This is a genomic window from Bifidobacterium asteroides (assembly GCF_048001765.1).
Lineage (GTDB): Bacteria > Actinomycetota > Actinomycetes > Actinomycetales > Bifidobacteriaceae > Bombiscardovia > Bombiscardovia asteroides_K.
In genome coordinates, this window is sequence record NZ_CP181447.1 from 1,957,052 (window position 1) to 1,973,665 (window position 16,614).

Here is a 16,614-nt window from a genome sequence, read left to right on the forward strand (position 1 = left end):
TGTCTTGTTTCGTAGCTGCCTATGCATTGGGCCCCATCCGTGAACTGAATCGCGGATGGGGCCCAATAAACGTGTCAGGCGTCAGACCCGAGTCACTTTTGTGCCAACATGGACTGGTTGATGGCCGCCAGGAAGTCCCGGTTGGTGGCCGTCTTCTTCAGCCTGGGTACCAGGGTCTGGTAGGCCTGCTCGGTCTCCATGCCGCCCAGGAGGCGACGCAACCGGTAAACCACAGCCAGCTCCTCGGGCGCAGTGATCAGCTCCTCGCGCCGGGTGCCGGAGGCATTGATGTCGATGGCGGGGAACATGCGCTTGTCGGCCAGATCCCTGGTCAGCCTCAGCTCCATGTTGCCGGTGCCCTTGAACTCCTCGAAGATGACCTCGTCCATCTTGGACCCGGTCTCCACCAGGGCCGAGGAGATGATGGTCAGGGAGCCGCCGTTCTCGATGTTGCGGGCGGCGCCGAAGAAGCGCTTGGGCGGATAGAGGGCCTGCGCGTCCACACCGCCGGAGAGGATGCGACCGGAGGCGGGGGCTGAGATGTTGTAGGCACGTGCCAGGCGGGTCATGGAATCCAGAAGGACCACCACATCCTGCCCCAGCTCCACCAGACGCTTGGCTCGTTCGATGGCCAGCTCGGCCACGGTGGTGTGATCACTGGCGGGACGGTCGAAGGTGGAGGAGATGACCTCGCCCTGGACCGTGCGCTCCATGTCGGTGACCTCCTCGGGCCGCTCGTCCACCAGGACCACCATCAGGTGCACCTCGGGGTTGTTGGCGGTGATGGAGTTGGCGATGGACTGCAGGGTCAGGGTCTTGCCGGCCTTGGGCGGCGAAACGATCAGACCGCGCTGACCCTTGCCAATGGGGGCGACGATGTCAATCAGACGACCAGTGATGTTCTTGGGCTGAGTCTCCATCCGCATGCGCTCCTGCGGGTAGAGGGGGGTCAGCTTGTTGAAGTGAGGACGCCCCGCGGCATCTTCCACACTCATGCCGTTGATGGTGTCGATGGCCTGCAGAGGAACGAACTTCTGCCGCTGGTTGCGGTGCTCGCCCTCGCGAGGGGGACGAATGGAGCCGTGCACGGCATCACCCTTGCGCAGACCGTACTTCTTGACCTGGCCCATGGAGATATAGACGTCGTTGGGACCGGGCAGGTAGCCAGAAGTGCGCACAAAGGCGTAGGAGTCCAGCACATCCACAATGCCTGCCACGGGGACCAGATCCTCGGGCTTGAAGTTCTCCCTGGGCTCATAGTCACGATCCCGGCCGCTGCTGCGATGGTTGTTGCGGTTGCGTCGGTCATTGCGATCATTACGGTCATTACGATCGCCCCGGTTTCGACGATCATAGCCGTTGTGACGGTAGTCACGCCCCTCTTCACCGCGATCCTCATAGCTGCGCCGACGGGGCCGGTCATTTCGTGAGGGCAGTGCTGCCAGAATGTCGTCCAAATTGCGCACTGAACCGGAGCCGGAGCCTTCGCGCTCCTCATCATGCTCACGCTCGCTCCGACCACGGTTGGTGTGGGAGCCTCGGGATGAATCCGTGTTACGGTGACGGCGACGGGATATGACCACGTTCTCCTCGTCGGCCACGGTATGCGGGAAGCGGTTCCGGCGCTCGCTATGGCCGCTCTTATGATCGTCAATACCCAAAACATCGAAGAGGTCGCCGACAGGACGATCGTCCTTGGACCCCTCGGATTCCTTGGTATCTATGGACTCCTGTCCACCTTCCGCGGAGGAGTTCGCCTCCTGCTTCGTCGGCTGCCGTTGATCTGCGGCCTGGCCCCCCTTGGCCACGGCGGCCGCAGCCTTGGGCTTACCAACGGTTACTCCCTCAGGAGCCTTGCCGCCCGAGCGTGCCGCCTCGATCGTCTCGATCAGGACCGGCTTGCGCATGCCGGAAATACCGCGCAACCCCAGCTGCCTGGCCAATTCCTTGAGTTCGGGCAGCTTCATGGAATGAATATCTTGGCTTGTTGCCACTGTTGTAATGCCTTTCCTTCGCTATGCCTAATTAGGCTAGGCAAATAGCTTGAGAATAGTGCGGGGGTACCGCTCATGAAAATTCGATGCCGACTCGGCTTATCGAACTTCCATAAGCCTACAACGAGTGCCCGACCGGTGCAAGAATCGGCCTGCGTGTCCAGAAATTCATGGGTAAACCTTTAGACTGGGCATATGAATGACCGATCATCTCTGCGTGAGCAACGGCGGAGCGAATTCGTAACCACCGCCATGCGGGTCTTCGACCGGAAAGGCGCTGCGAACACCTCACTGCGTGACGTAATCCATGCCATGAACCACGGCAAGGGCGTGGGCATGAGTGTTTTCTATTACTACTTCAAATCCAAGGACGACCTGGTAGATGCCTGCGTGCGTACCTACCTGGCCTCCTACGTGGACCATGTAGTCGACATTCTGCAGAATCCTGACCTGAGCGTTCAAGAGGCACTGGACGACATATGCCCGCATCTGATAAGGGCCATCTGGAAGATGGACGTCATCTTCGCGGATAAGGCCAACTGGTACAACTACCTAAGCACCAACAGCAGTGTGATGGAGGGCTTCGTCAGGCAGATCATCGACCCTTTGGACAAGGCCCTGGACCGCTGGCTGGATCGGGGCGACCTGCCGCAGACCCAGCTGATCCAAACAGCGGGCACCCGCACTGTGGCCTGGCTGATGGCCGACGGGCTCTCGTCCATCGTCAGCAATGGCAGAGGAGCCGCCGGACATCCGCAAATCAGAGAGGTGGTCCGCCAACGTGTCCGCGAGAGCGTGGCCTTCTTCTCGCAGCTGTTGGGCTTGCCCCTGAAGGCACCCGCCATCGCCCTGTCGTAAATGACAAAGCCCCCGACCCTGCGGTCAGAGGCTTGAAGCGAAACAAAGGCTGAGGTTTGCTTACTTCTCCTCGTGGTAGGACTTCTCGGTGTTGACGTTCCAGACATTGGTCTTGTCGGTACGCCCCGATTTGATATTGGCCACGGCCTCCATGGATGTGGCCATGGAGTGGTCCTGGTTGTTGTAGTGGTGCTGCCCGTTGCGGCCCACGCAGTAGAGGTTGCCGAAGGAGTCCAGCCATTTGACCAGCTCAGGCATCTGGGCGTAGGTGTCGAAGTAGGCCGGGTAGGCCTTAACCACCCGCTCCCGGTGCGAGTCCAGCACGTCGGCAGGGCCGTTGATGATGCCCATCCGGGTCAGCTCCTTGATGGCGAAGTCGGTTGTCTCCTGATCGCTCATGCTCCAGAAGTCATCGCCCTCCTTGCAGAAGTACTCCAGACCGATCCAGACAGTGCCGTCCACATTCTTGACCATGTAGGGGCTCCAATTGTTGAAGATCTGGATGCGGCCCATCTTGTAGCCGGGATCCTGCACATAAATCCAGCAATCGGGAACGATGGGCGGATCGCCCAGGGTCTTGATGGAGGTGGTATTGCGGATGCGCAGGTGGCGGACCAGCAGGCCAACGGTTACGAAGTCGCGGTAGGGCAGGCCCTGAGCCACCCTGACCATCTCCTTGTCAGTGGAGGGCTCCTCGTGGGCGATGGCCTCCACCAGGTCCTTGATGGGCATGGAGGAGATGATCTGGTCAGCCTGCAGGGTCACTTCCTTGCCATCAGCATTGCGATAGATCACACCGGTCATGTGGCCTTCGCTCTGGGTCAGTCCAATCACGCGGGCATCGGTGATCACGTGGACTCCATGCTCCACATTGCGCCGCTCTACGGTCTCCCAGAGCTGTCCTGGACCAAGCTTGGGGTACCAGAACTCCTCGATCAGGCTGGTCTCGACCTGGTGGGCGTCGCGCTTCTTGGGCAGCAGCTTCTGGAAGGCGTTCTTGAGCACGCCCATGATGCTGAGCCCCTTGACACGCTGGGCACCCCAGTCGGCGCTGATCTCACGGGGATGGCGACCCCAGAGCTTTTCGGTGTAGCCCTCGAAGAACATGGAGTAGAGCTTGCGGCCGAAACGGTTGATATAGAAGTTCTCCAGGTTGTCCTCAGGCAGCTTGTGGACGACGGACTTGAGGTAGCTGAACCCGGCCTGCATGGTCAGCTTGAAGCCCATGGCCCTTAATGTGTTGAGCGTCAAAGAGATGGGATAGTCGAAGAAGTGGTGGTTCCAGTAAATCCTGGAGACACGATGACGCTTGAGCATGACCCTGTCGGTCTTCTCCGGGTCGGGGCCGCCGGGCTCCAGGTCGTGGTGGCGGCCAAGTTTTTTATCGTCATAGGAGGGCGCGCCCTGCAGAGGCAGGACCTCCTTCCACCAGTCCATGATCCGGTCATCCTTGGAGAAGAACCGGTGTCCACCAATATCCATGCGATTGCCGTTGTGCCGAACTGTGCGGGAGATGCCGCCAAAGGCATCAGTGGCCTCCAGCACAGTGACGTCATAGCGCTCGTCGCCGCCGTCCTTGACCAGTTCCCATGCCGCTGTCAAGCCGGCGGGCCCTCCGCCGATGACGATCACGGACTGCTTGCGCTCCATGCCAACCTCCTGAAAACCGTATGAAATCATCACCACTGTACCCGGCTCGTCCCCAGTCAGATGCTGCCGAGCGACTTCCCACACGAATTCCCGCCATTGCGTGGAACAAACGTGATGATGCTCGCCCCTGGGCGCTGTTTAGCCCAGCGAGTCAGGGATATCGATGTCCGTTTTCTGCACTTCTTCTACATTGACGTCCTTGAAGGTGACGATGCGGACGTTCTTGACGAACCGGCTGGATCGGTAGACGTCCCAGACCCAGGCATCGGTCAGCCGAACGTCAAAGTAGACATCCTGCCCGGCGGATCGAACGTTGAAGTCCACCTTGTTGGCCAGGTAGAACCGCCGTTCGGTCTCGACAACGTAGGTGAACAGCTTGATCACGTCCCGATACTCGCGATACAGGGCCAGTTCGGCGTTGGTCTCGTAGTTGTCGAGATCCTCAGCACTCATCGACTACCTCCATTCGCACGATCGCGGCCATGGCCAAGCGTACGCCACCAGGCGCGCTTGGATCGCTTGGCCTCAGCCGACCCATAGGCCCAATCCGACGCTGTATGCTCCTCGTCAGACTGCTCGGCAGCGGATTCTGCGGAAGCAGACTCCTCACCCGCATCCTCGGCGTTCGTCTGACCAGGGCCCGCCTTCTCATCCTGACTGCTGTTGGGACCTGCATGGCCATCGGCAGATTTCTCTGAATGTGAACCACTCTTCGGGGTCAGATTAGCCTGGTCGTCTGATGGCTGCGAATCCTGAACCACTGGAGTGGACTCCTCAGACTTGGCTTCGCTGATACCGCCATCCTCATCCGCAGCGTATCCGTGTGCAACAAGGGCTTCAGCCACACCGGGATTTTCGCGGATGACATGCATGCCGAAAGCGTTCAAAGAACGGATGGGATCATACTCGTCGACCAGAGCGTCCATGACGATCTGATCCTGATACTTGCCGTTCTCGGCATCCCAGAGGGCATCACGAGAGGTGCCCGAGATCATGAATCCAAGGGACTGATAAACGGAGATTGAGCGTGTGTTTTTCTCTGGTACAGCCACCCAGATCCGGTGCAGGCCCAGACCCGTAGGAGCAGCCGCGTACCCGTAGGTCATGATTCTAGGCATGGCATCCCGGGAGTAGCCGCGCCCGCGGAAATGTCTGCCCAAAACCACCTGGATCCTGGCCGAGCGGGACCAGCCGTCCACATCAATCAGGAAGATCATGCCGATGACTCCCTTTGTGGCATCGGCATCGGGCGAGCCGTCCTGGTCGGTATCCGCATCTGTGACCATGGCCCAGGCCAGGGTGCGACGGGACTCTGGATCGCCCACGCCTGAATCACGGGCAGCCAGACCCTTGGACCAGGCCACCGACCGACGCACCCAGGCGTTGACCACTGCTCGTTCGGCGTTAGGTCCCTTGCCGGTGATGCCAGTGGAATTGTAGAAGGCCTCCAGCTGGTCCATTGCCGTCAGATCGGCGATGACAGCCGGCCGCAGGTGCAACATTTCGCCCCTGATATAGGGAATCTCAATCCGATCGGGCAGCTGTCTGTTCGCCGCTTCTTCGGATCCCTCGGATTGCGTTTGCGGTCGGTCATTGCCCCTGCCGCTCATAGACATCACGTCACCTCCATGATCGCCACCTTGCGATGGCAATCAATTGTAATCCCTCGCCCCTGGGAAAACCATGAGAAGCCGGGCAGGTCCGCCGGTCCGAACCCGATGGAATCAGGCCGACGGACCGGGTGCGGTCAGGACTTGGCGATGCGCTCCATGACGATCTTGCTGACCGCCTTGGCATCGGCCTGACCCTTGGTGGCCCGCATGACCGCTCCAATAATAGCGCCCATGGGCTTCATATTGCCGCCCTTGAGTTTGGCCACGATGTCCGGGTTGTCCTTGAGGGCCTGATCGACGGCTGCGTCCAGAGCCCCGTCATCCGAAACCACCTGATAGCCGTGCTTCTTGACGACCTCGGCTGGCTTGCCCTCGCCTGCCAACACGCCGGAGACGGTCTGCTTGGCCAGCTTGTCGTTGAGCTTGCCATCAGCGATCAGCTGCTCAACATCAGCGACATCCTGAGCCGAAATGGACAGCTCCTGCAGGCTGACACCACGAGCGTTGGCCTCACGGGAAATCTCGCCCAGCCACCACTTACGGGCTCCGGCGGCCGTGGCTCCGGCCTTGACCGTATCCTCGATCAGATCCACGGCATCGGCGTTGACCGCGTCCTGCATCTGCCGGTCGGTGAAATCCCACTCCTTCTTGAGGCGGGCGCGGCGTTCGCGAGGCATCTCCGGCATCTGGGCCTTGAGCTCCTCGATATGATCCTTGGTCACATGGACCATGACCAAGTCAGGATCGGGGAAGTAGCGGTAATCATTGGCATCGGTCTTGACCCGGCCGCCGGCAGTGGTCTGCGTGGACTCGTCCCAGTGACGGGTCTCCTGCAGCACCTCCCCACCGGACTCCAGCAGGGCGGCCTGACGACGGATCTCGTAGGTGAGGGTCTTCTCGATGCCCTTGAAGGTGTTGACATTCTTGGTCTCCGACCGGGTTCCCAGAGGGGCATCCGGCCCGGCGTGCAGGGAGACGTTGACGTCGGCACGCATGTTGCCCTGCTCCATCCGGGCGTGGGAGATGCCCAGAGCGCGGACGATGTCGCGAATGGCCCGGACATAAGCCCCGGCCACCTCGGGGGTCCGTGCCCCGGCGCCCTCGATGGGCTTGGTCACGATCTCGACCAGTGGAACGCCGGCACGGTTGTAATCCACCAGGGAGTGATCGGCGCCCTCGATGCGCCCGTCAGCCCCACCCACGTGGGTGTTCTTGCCGGCGTCGTCCTCCACATGGGCACGCTCGATGGGCACGCGGAAAATGCTGCCGTCGTCCAGCTCCACATCCAGGTAGCCCTCGCCATTCAGAGGCTTGTCATACTGGGAGATCTGATAGTCGCGGGGCATGTCCGGGTAGAAGTAGTTCTTCCTAGCGAACTGGCTCCACTCGTTGATCTTGCAGTGCAGGGCCAGACCCAGCTTTACTGCATAGTCGATGGCGGTCTTGTTGACCACGGGTAGGCTGCCGGGCAGGCCCAGGGAAACCGGGGTCAGCTGGGTATTGGGCTCGCCGCCGAACTCGATATGGGCCGGGCAGAAGAGCTTGGTGTTGGTGCAGAGCTCGACATGGACCTCAAGGCCGAACACCGGGTCGTACTTGGCCACGGCATCGGCGTACTTCATAAGTTTTTCAGCCATTGTGATTCCGTTTCCTTCCGATGCCTATTTGGTCGATCCTTGAGCCGGGCCATCCAGCCAGGGAGTGGACAGCTTCTTGGAGATGGGCCCGCCCCACTGCTCCTCCAATGCCGCCTCAAGAGCCGCGGCAGGCCGGTACATGACCTCGTCGCGCATCTGGGGGGCGAAGAACTGGAAGCCGACAGGCAGCCCATCGTCACTGAGCCCAGCGGGAATCGACATGGCCGGAGTGCCGGCCAGGTTGGCCGGAATGGTGGCTACGTCGTTCAGGTACATGGCCAGTGGGTCATCCATCTTCTCGCCGAAGCGGAAGGCCGTGGTCGGCGAAGTCGGCGATACCAGGACGTCAGCCTGCTCGAAGGCCTTCTCAAAGTCGCGGATGACCAGGGTGCGGACCTTCTGGGCCGAGCCGTACCAGGCATCGTAGTAGCCGGCAGACAGGGCATAAATGCCTAGGATGATCCTACGCTTGACCTCGTCGCCGAAACCGGCCTCACGGGTGGCAGCCATCATGTTGGCAGCCGTCTGGGGGACGCCCTCGGGGGGCATGACCCGCAGTCCATAGCGCATGCCGTCGTAACGGGCCAGGTTGGAAGAAACCTCGGAGGGCATGATGATGTAGTAGGCGGCCAGCGCGTAGGGGAAGTGCGGGCAAGAGACCTGGACCACCTCGGCGCCCATGGATTCCAGCAGCGATACAGCCTCGTTGAAGCGGGCCTCGACGCCGGGCTGGTAGCCCTCGCCGCCCAACTCCTTGACCAGACCCACCTTGAGGCCCTTCAAATCGCGATTCTGGCCCTGACGAGCGGCCTGGGCCAGAGGGGGAACCGGCTTGGGAATGGAGGTGGAGTCTCGGCGGTCATAGCCACCGATGACCTCCTGCAGCAGGGCCGCATCCAGCACGGTCCGGGAAACCGGACCAATCTGATCCAGGGAGGAGGCCATGGCGATGGCCCCGAACCGGGAGACGCCGCCATAGGTGGGTTTGACACCCACGGTGCCGGTCAGGGATCCAGGCTGGCGAATGGACCCGCCGGTGTCGGTGCCCAGGGCCAGCGGGGCCTCAAAGGCGCCGACAGCCGAGGCCGAACCGCCGCCAGAGCCGCCTGGGACCCGCTCGGTGTCCCAGGGATTGTGTGTGGGTTTGAAGGCCGAGTGCTCAGTGGAGGATCCCTGAGCGAACTCATCCAGGTTGGTCTTGCCCAGAATGGGCATCCCTGCGGCCTTGAGCTTCTTGATGACGGTGGCATCGTAAGGAGGTACCCAACCCTCGAGGATCTTGGAGGCAGCCGTGGTGGGAATGCCCTTGGTGACGATCATGTCCTTGATGGCAATGGGAACGCCGGCCAGTTCCGGCAGCCCTTCGGCACCTTCATGGGCCAGACGCTGGTCGAAGGCGTCGGCTTGTTCCAGGGCCTGATCAGCACTGACCTGCAGAAACGCATCAATGCTGGGCTCAGCAGACTCAATCACATCCAGATGAGCCTGGACCAGTTCACGGCTTGAGACCTGCCCCGACCGCAGCTGCGCGGCCATGTCGGAGGCGGACTGCTTGACCAATTCTTCCTGTGCGCTCATCGTCTCACTCCTCACCCAGAATGCGCGGGGCCACGAACATACCCGACTCGGTGACCGGCGCCCCCGAAAGGGCGGCCTCCTGGGTCAGCGGTTCCTCAGCCTCATCAGGACGCAGGTAGGCCTCCAGGGGAATAGGATTGGCAGTCGGGGGCACGTCGTCGCCTGCCACTTCCTGGACCTTGGTGATGGAATCGGCGATCACGTTGAGCTCGCCCTTGAGGCGGTCAGCCTCCTGATCGGTCAAGGCAATCCGGGCCAGATCGCCCAAGTGCTTGATCTCTTCACGTGTAAAAGTTGGCATACCACTTATCATATGGGTGCTCTATGACACGCAAAAGACAGGGTCAATCGATGTCTGCGCGCCGGAAGACCAGGGTTCCCAGAGCACAGCATAGGGCCGTCCAGACCATCATGATCAGGCCCGCCTGCCACCAGGTAGGCCACCATTCGATACCTGTCTCTGCCACCCGGCCAAGGTCCAAAAGGAAGGTGCTCAGCAGGCTGGCTGGTGTCAGCTTGAAGGAGACCTGCAACCAGTCAGCATGAGGGACCAATCCCCCCAAGAGCCCCAGAAGCAGTGGCAGGATCAAGGTCAGCCCAAGGAACAGGCCGATCCCGCCGGCCTTGGATCGGCTCAATGCCCCCAGACCCAAGCCCATCCAAGCAAAGAGGACCAGCATGAGTGGTCCGCCCAACAGATCAATCAGAGCCAGCCCGGGCTTGGAGGCAGGCAAGGTGCTGTATCTGCCCGGCAGAAGCAGGGCTGCCAGGATCCAGCTGAGCAGCAGGCCCACCTGCGCCGCCAACCAAGTCAATAAGGCCAAGGCAAGGCCCTTGGCCCGCAGGACCATGCCCCGACGAGGATTGGCCGTCAGCGTGCTCTCAATGGTGGCGCCGGAAAACTCGCGGGTAAGGACCAGAACACCCAGAATGCCCGCCACAATCATGGCCGGGAACAGGCCGGAAACGACGGCCGACCAGAAAACGTCAGTGGATGCAGGCGGCAAGTGCGCCAGAAGGTGGTTGGTCTGCCAGCCCAAGGCAGCCAGGACCCGGGTCGCGCAGGCCATCAGGCCGGTGCTCAACGGCTGCAGCAGCATGACGATCAGGAGCAGGACCCAAGTCGATCGCAGGGAGAGCATCTTGCGCAGCTCTCCTCGAACCGCCCCGAAAAGGGTCAGCTGACCGGATGGACGACGCGAATCCAGGAAGGACAGCCCCGAGGTCCGACGCAGCCGAGTGAAGGCGGAACCATGCCGCGGAGTTGCCTTATCAGGTCCTGTGGATATCTCTCGCCGACTTCGGCGGACCCGGCGACCGCTGTCGGCACTCATGGCCGTGCCCCCTCTCTTCCGTGGATGATGTCCTTGTAGGCCTGTTCCAGGGAAACTTCCTCCGGCTGGAAGTCATAGAGAACCACTCCCTCCTGGGCCAGAATCGAGGCTGTGGAAGCCAGGGGCGCACCCTGGATGCGGAAACGGGCAGTATCAGGCGGACAGCTCTCGTCTGGCGGCAAACGGGTGATGCTGATTCCGGCAGCCGTGGCCAGGGCGGCTTTTAGTTGGTCGGGCTGCGGCGTCACCGCATAGATGGAGTCACGGGAGTGCTCGCCAATAAACCGGGCCACAGTCGTTCTCTCCAGGATCCGTCCCTTGGCGATGATGACCAGATCGTCGGCGATTTGAGCCACCTCGTTGATCTTACGGGAGCTCAGGAGGACTGCCCTGCCCTGTGAGGCAAGACCGCGCCAAATGTCCCTCACCCGCTCGGCTCCACCCGGATCCAGACCATCAAGGGGATCATCCAGAACCAGGTTGTGCGGGTCGCCCAGAAGGGCTGCGGCCAGGGCCAGCCGCTGACTCATCCCGAGGGAAAGGGATCCCGTCAACCTGTCGGCGACCGATTGCAGACCAACCATCTCAAGCACCTGGTCCACCCGACGTCGATCAATGCCATTGACTGCGGCCAGGGCCAGCAGGTGGTCCCTGGCCTTGCAGGCAGGATGGGCGTTGCGTGGATTCAGTACCGCTCCTGCTGTCCGCATGGGCGATAAGAGCCGGACGAAAGGCTGGCCATCGAACAGGGCCTTTCCTGCATCAGGGCGAACCAGCCCCAGAGCAGTGCGCAGTGTGGTCGACTTGCCGGCGCCTTTAGGCCCCACAAACCCGGTCACCCGACCATCCGCGGCCGTAAAGGAGACGCGGTTCAGTACCTTGCGGGAGCCAAAGCGCTTGGTCAGCGAGTCGATGACAATCATGGCCCCGCCACCTCCGCGTGCTGGCAGATCCAGGAATGCATGGCCACGGCAGCCGCGGCACCGGCGTTGATGGAGCGCACCGATCCGAACTGGGAGATGTAGACCACATCGTCCGCCAGCTCCAAGGCCTTCTCGGACAGGCCCGGCCCCTCGGCGCCGAACATGAGCAGGCAGCGGCGAGGAAAGCGATAGGTCTCCATGGGAACAGCCCCTGGGACGTTGTCGATGGCGATCATACGGGGGGCGGACTTCCCCTGCCCGGCTGCCTCTTCTCGCAGGGTGGTCGTCATGGTCGCTATGTCGGGGTCGTGGACCACGTGCTGGTAGAGCTCGGTCATCAGCGAGCCCTTGCGATTCCATTTGTGAGGACCGACTATATGGACGCGGCGGGCGGCGAAGGCGTTGGCGGTTCGGACCATGGAGCCGATGTTGAAGTCGTGGGTCCAGTTCTCCACAGCCACTTCGAAATCGTGACGGCCCCGGCGATCCAAGTCGTCCCGAATGGCCTCGACCTTCCAATAGCGGTACCGGTCCAGGACGTTGCGCCGATCCCCCTGCTCCAGCAGTTCGCAGTCATAGCGCTGGTCCGTCGGCAGGGGCTGCTCAGGATGCTCTTCCTGCCAGGGGCCGACCCCCACCTGGCGGAAGACCGGCTCATCTGAGGCCATGGCCGCTCGGGTCACCGGATCAGGCTCCCTCATGATCGCTCCGGAGAATCGTCGGCCGCACCGACGAATTGATCCTCCTGGTAGGCACAGATGAAAGGCAGCCTTTGCCGAGAGCCGTCCACTGGATCGACCACCTGAATGCTGCCATCGGTCCGGCCACCCACCAGCGAGGCGATGGCCAACGTCTTGGCACCCTGACGCTGGATGATCCCGCAGTCAAGATTGAGTTCGTTATTCTTGCCCAAGGTAACCAGGGACGAGGTCTGCACGTAGGATTTCCGGCCCAGCCAGGCATCCAGCAGGATAACCCGCCTACCCTTGATGGATGGGCCTTTGATGGAGGGGTAGACGAAGTCCATAACGAAGGCGTCCAGATCCTGCCCACGCGAGGCTGCGGCATGAAGCACGGCATCAGCCAGTGGCACGGCAGCGGAGGTCAGGGCCCCGACCGCATCGAAGTCGTCGACTGAATAGCCCGCATCCTCCAGGGTGTCCAGAAGCACATGACCGGCAAGTTCGGCCCCGCGATGATGGAAGGTAACCCCGCTCAGCTCGGTGAAGGGACGCCCGTCGATCTCCTGGGCCAGGAGTTTACGTAGCTGATCGATCGGCTCAGGCAGATCCGCGTCGGATTCGCGCCCGACCAGATCAGGCGACCCAGTGGGCCTGAAGAATGAACCCTCTTGTCTCTTCGTTGCCTCGTTCATGCTTATCAGACTAGCGCCGGAGGCCCCTAAGCGGCACTCACTGCCCTTGGTCAGGCAAAACTTCCGGAGCGGTCAGCTCCCTGATATTGCCCTTGTCTGAATCGATCATATCGACCGAATCGATGACCTTGGAGGGATCCATCTGCTGCAGCTTACGGGCGGTGACCAGAACGCGCGACTCCAAAGAGGAGGCGAATTTGTTGTAGGCGGTCACCGTGGCAGTGATGGAACGGCCCAGTTTGTTGGCCCGATCACCCAAGACCACAAAGCGGTCATAGAGCTCGTGGGTGAGCGTAAAGAGGGTGCGGGCGTCCTCGGACAGATTCTGCTGCTGCCAGGCGTAGGCCACCGACTTGAGCACAGCCCAGAGGGTCACCGGCGAGGTCAGGGCCACCTTTTGGGCAAAGGCATCATCCATCAGGGTGGGGTCCACCTCCAAGGCGGCCTGCAGAAGGGAGTCGTTGGGAATGAAGGCCACCACGAAGTCCGGGGCTGTTTCGAAGGCGTTCCAGTATTCCTTGTCGGCCAGGGCCTTGACGTGCTCTCGCAGGGCCCGGGCATGCGCCTTGAGCAGTTCGTCCCGGCGGCGCAGCTCGTCGTCCGAGGCGGTGTCGGGGATCTCGCAGGCGCGTTGGTAGTCGGAATAAGGGGCCTTGGCATCAATGGGAATGGTCTTGCCACCGGGCAGGTGGACCACCATATCGGGGCGCAGGACGCGGCCATCCGAGGCGGTGACCACAACCTGGGTGTCGAAATCCACATGCTCCAAGAGCCCAGCGGACTCGACGATGTTCCTGAGCTGGGCCTCTCCCCAAGCACCGCGCACCTTGTTATTGCGTAGGGCCGAGGCCAGGGAGCTGGTCTCCTTGTCCAGCCTCCCCTGCTGCTCGCCCAGACTCTTCAGCTGCTGGCCCAGGGACCCCATCTCCTGCTTGCGGCCCTCTTCGATCTGGGCCACCTTGTGTTGAAGGGCATCCAGATTCTTCTGCACGGGGGCCAGGGCCGAGAGCACCTTGCTCTCCTCCTCCATGCTCTCAGCCTGCCTGCGCCGCTTCTCTTCCTCCTGAGCCTGGGCGCGACGGCGCTCCTGCTCGATTCTGATCTGTTCGGCCTGCTGGGCCTGGGCCAGCTGGGACTTGACAAAGGAGAGCTCGCGGTTCAGACCGTCCACCTTGGTCCGTGCCTCAACAAGAGCCGCATCGGATCCATGGAGTCGTTCCTGGGCCTGATCCAACTGCGAGCGCAACTCATCCACCTGACCGTCGGACCCCATGCCGACGGCCGTCCGTCCCTGGGTGCGACCCAGCACATACCCGGCCAGTCCTCCCAGGACTATACCGATCAGCAGGAGAAGGACCACCATGACCACTGATGACGTAGAATCGAACACATGTTCTAGTAAACCTCCAAGACTGGACCCGCGAACCAGGTCGGCATGACGGAATGTCGGCGATAGTTCGAGAATTCGTTTTTTCCGCAAGGAATCGGCCTTAAGACCGGTGCCGGGCCACGATAAAGGGCAGAATAGGAAATACTAGGGGTTGGAGCAAGACCGAAGGAGATCCGTGGGTATCGATATCTTCCTGGCGATAGCCGATCTGGTCGTGGCCTGTGCGGTCACCTGGCTGATCATCTGGTACTTTCTGATGCCGCCGGCTCACGTCAGTGACCAGGATGCAGGTGCGGACTTCCCGGCCAACCGCCCTTGGCGCGATCCCGAGGATTGGGACAAATGGGGAGCCGACCTGGACTCCCGCAGCCACCGCCTGCTCAGGCCTACGATCATTAGTGCCCTGCTGACCGCACCCGTTCTGGTTCTGGATTTGTTCGACCGTTTCGGCCCTGATCTGATTCCCTCCTGGCTGGCCAGCCCCTGGGTCCAGGCTATTCTGATAACCCCGGTCATCTTCTACTGCGGCCGTGGAATACTCATGGATGGCTGGAAGTCCATGACCGAGCACCGCTGCAGCCCCGATCTCCTGGCCATGCTGGCCACAAGCCTGGCCTACCTGTACAGCCTGGCCACCTGTCTGGCCGGATCCCTGCTGCCGGAGGGATCACGATCCCCATACTTCGATCTGATTGGCGTGGTCATCACCCTCCTCTTGCTGGCCCGGGTCATCGGCACCAAAATGGAAGCATCCTTGGTGGCCTCTCTGAACCATCTGACGGAGATCCGGCCAGCTTCTGGGTTAGTGGCCGATTCCGAGCATCCGCAGACAGTTCCCGCCCAGATGCTTGCACGCGACCGGATCCACCCAGGCGATCTGCTCCTGGTACGCACAGGAGAGCGTCCAGCCGCCGATGGGGTTGTGGAGTCAGGGTCGGCCCTGGTGGACGACAGCGAACTGACCGGCGGCGACCGACCCCGGTCATGCGGACCCGGCGACCGGATCCTGGCCTCCAGCAAAGTCCTGGAGGGTCGACTGTCCATCCGCGTGGATGCCGCCGGCGATAATACCTATGCAGCCAGGCTCGTGAAGATCATTCCTCAGGCCCTGGTCGAACGCTCCCCCGAGATGCGCAGGATGGATCGAATCATCCACACAGCCATCGCCCTGATCATGATCCTGGCTGTCTGGACCTTCATGCTCTGGCTCATGCTGGGACCACAGCCCCACCTGGCCCATGCTGTAGGCAATGCCGTCTGTGTGCTGACCATCGCCTCTCCCGCCGTCGCAGCCATGACCATCCCCATGGCCTTTCGAACCAGCCTGGAGACGGGCCTGGCCCATGGTCTGCTCTTCACTTCACCGCGGGCCATGAACCACCTGGGGCGGGTGCGCACCCTAATTCTCGACGACTCCTCTCTGCTGGCTCCCGACGACTCGGAGGGCCAAGGTGTCCACACGGAATCCCTGACCAGGACCGCCACCCATCTACGCTCCCTGCGGGTGAGCAGCCTGATCCTGGATGGAAGCCACCAGCCGGACGACAGGATTGAGCGGGCGGCCCGTCAGGCGGGTGTGGATATGCTGATCACCCGGCTGACCCCCGAGCGCAAGCGCGAGTGCATGGATCGGCTCAATCACGACCTGACCCGGACCAGCAGGGGCGTACCAGCGGATCGAACTGGTCAAGACACCACATCAGGCTCAAAGCAGGACCGCACCAGCCTCGTGGCTCTGGCGGCTGGAACCGCAGCGGATCCCGAACTGACGGCCAGGGCTCAGGTGGGTATCACTTTGGGTCCAAAACTCCAAGCCGACAGGGACCATGCCGAGGATGACACCGATCCGCCGCAGCCGGACCTGATCCTGCACCAGGGCGACCTAGACGGGACCAGTAGGGCCATAGAACTGAGCCGAGCCACCACCCAGGTCATCAGGCAGAACCTGACCTGGTCCACCGTCTACAACATCATCGCCCTGGTCATTGCCACCGGAATCTGCCAACCTTTCCTGGGCTGGATGCTCAACCCCATGATCGCAGCAGTAACAGGGGCCTTGTCAACCATCCTGGCCATGCTCAACGTTCGTCGTCTGCACCGGCTGCGGCACCTGCGCCGCCGCTGGCTGCACCTGGCCCTGATCGACACGGATCAACTCCCGACAGTCGCTGCACGGCGCCCTCAGATCATCGTCGACAGCCAGTGGGAGTCCATGCAAGAGGGCAAGGACCCGGCTGCAGCTATGGACTGAATCCACAGAAC

At 61.7% G+C, this 16,614-nt stretch carries 14 protein-coding genes; 2 read left to right on the plus strand and 12 right to left on the minus strand.

Annotated elements, in window-relative coordinates; genetic code table 11:
* Window positions 1-92 precede the first annotated feature (92 nt).
* Window positions 93-1,994 carry a transcription termination factor Rho gene (gene rho / locus ACNAOV_RS08045; RefSeq protein ID WP_416517276.1) on the minus strand — a complete coding sequence of 634 codons (1,902 nt, stop codon included), beginning with the start codon at window positions 1,992-1,994 and terminating at the stop codon, window positions 93-95.
* Between the two features lie 195 nt (window positions 1,995-2,189).
* Between rho and ACNAOV_RS08050 the strand changes: the two genes are divergently transcribed.
* Window positions 2,190-2,852: a TetR/AcrR family transcriptional regulator gene (locus ACNAOV_RS08050; protein ID WP_416517277.1), complete on the plus strand. Its 663-nt coding sequence runs from the start codon at window positions 2,190-2,192 to the stop codon at window positions 2,850-2,852.
* Between the two features lie 60 nt (window positions 2,853-2,912).
* Here ACNAOV_RS08050 and ACNAOV_RS08055 read toward each other — a convergent pair whose 3' ends face one another.
* The 11 genes from ACNAOV_RS08055 to rmuC all read right to left on the minus strand — a co-directional run bounded on the left by ACNAOV_RS08055 (window position 2,913) and on the right by rmuC (window position 14,352).
* Window positions 2,913-4,502 carry an NAD(P)/FAD-dependent oxidoreductase gene (locus tag ACNAOV_RS08055; protein ID WP_416517278.1) on the minus strand — a complete coding sequence of 530 codons (1,590 nt, stop codon included), beginning with the start codon at window positions 4,500-4,502 and terminating at the stop codon, window positions 2,913-2,915.
* 138 nt (window positions 4,503-4,640) lie between these two features.
* Window positions 4,641-4,955, minus strand: coding sequence for a DUF2469 domain-containing protein (locus ACNAOV_RS08060; RefSeq protein WP_015022511.1), 315 nt, complete (start codon window positions 4,953-4,955; stop codon window positions 4,641-4,643).
* The gene (locus ACNAOV_RS08065) at window positions 4,952-6,004 is read right to left on the minus strand and encodes a GNAT family N-acetyltransferase (RefSeq protein WP_416518188.1); all 1,053 of its coding nucleotides are present in this window, start codon (window positions 6,002-6,004) and stop codon (window positions 4,952-4,954) included. Before ACNAOV_RS08065 ends, ACNAOV_RS08060 begins: the two co-directional genes overlap by 4 nt.
* Before the next feature lie 245 nt (window positions 6,005-6,249).
* Entirely contained in the window at window positions 6,250-7,752 is a 1,503-nt protein-coding gene (gene gatB, locus ACNAOV_RS08070; RefSeq protein WP_416517279.1) for an Asp-tRNA(Asn)/Glu-tRNA(Gln) amidotransferase subunit GatB, read from the minus strand.
* 24 nt (window positions 7,753-7,776) lie between these two features.
* On the minus strand, window positions 7,777-9,330 hold the full coding sequence (gatA, locus tag ACNAOV_RS08075) for an Asp-tRNA(Asn)/Glu-tRNA(Gln) amidotransferase subunit GatA (protein WP_416517280.1): 1,554 nt from the start codon (window positions 9,328-9,330) through the stop codon (window positions 7,777-7,779).
* Between the two features lie 4 nt (window positions 9,331-9,334).
* A complete protein-coding gene (gene gatC, locus ACNAOV_RS08080) occupies window positions 9,335-9,631 on the minus strand; it encodes an Asp-tRNA(Asn)/Glu-tRNA(Gln) amidotransferase subunit GatC (RefSeq protein ID WP_015022515.1) in 297 nt (98 codons plus the stop codon).
* A 43-nt stretch (window positions 9,632-9,674) separates the two neighbouring features.
* Window positions 9,675-10,664: an ABC transporter permease subunit gene (locus ACNAOV_RS08085; RefSeq protein WP_416517281.1), complete on the minus strand. Its 990-nt coding sequence runs from the start codon at window positions 10,662-10,664 to the stop codon at window positions 9,675-9,677.
* Window positions 10,661-11,587 carry an ATP-binding cassette domain-containing protein gene (locus ACNAOV_RS08090; protein ID WP_416517282.1) on the minus strand — a complete coding sequence of 309 codons (927 nt, stop codon included), beginning with the start codon at window positions 11,585-11,587 and terminating at the stop codon, window positions 10,661-10,663. The genes ACNAOV_RS08085 and ACNAOV_RS08090 overlap by 4 nt, the downstream gene beginning before the upstream one ends.
* Window positions 11,584-12,288 carry a TrmH family RNA methyltransferase gene (locus ACNAOV_RS08095; RefSeq protein WP_416517283.1) on the minus strand — a complete coding sequence of 235 codons (705 nt, stop codon included), beginning with the start codon at window positions 12,286-12,288 and terminating at the stop codon, window positions 11,584-11,586. The genes ACNAOV_RS08090 and ACNAOV_RS08095 overlap by 4 nt, the downstream gene beginning before the upstream one ends.
* The gene (locus tag ACNAOV_RS08100; RefSeq protein ID WP_416517284.1) at window positions 12,285-12,962 is read right to left on the minus strand and encodes an orotate phosphoribosyltransferase; all 678 of its coding nucleotides are present in this window, start codon (window positions 12,960-12,962) and stop codon (window positions 12,285-12,287) included. Before ACNAOV_RS08100 ends, ACNAOV_RS08095 begins: the two co-directional genes overlap by 4 nt.
* A 37-nt stretch (window positions 12,963-12,999) precedes the next feature.
* Window positions 13,000-14,352: a DNA recombination protein RmuC gene (rmuC, locus tag ACNAOV_RS08105; protein ID WP_416517285.1), complete on the minus strand. Its 1,353-nt coding sequence runs from the start codon at window positions 14,350-14,352 to the stop codon at window positions 13,000-13,002.
* A 175-nt stretch (window positions 14,353-14,527) separates the two neighbouring features.
* On the opposite strand from rmuC, the gene ACNAOV_RS08110 reads away from it, so the two are divergent.
* A complete protein-coding gene (locus tag ACNAOV_RS08110; protein ID WP_416517286.1) occupies window positions 14,528-16,603 on the plus strand; it encodes a hypothetical protein in 2,076 nt (691 codons plus the stop codon).
* Window positions 16,604-16,614 lie beyond the last annotated feature (11 nt).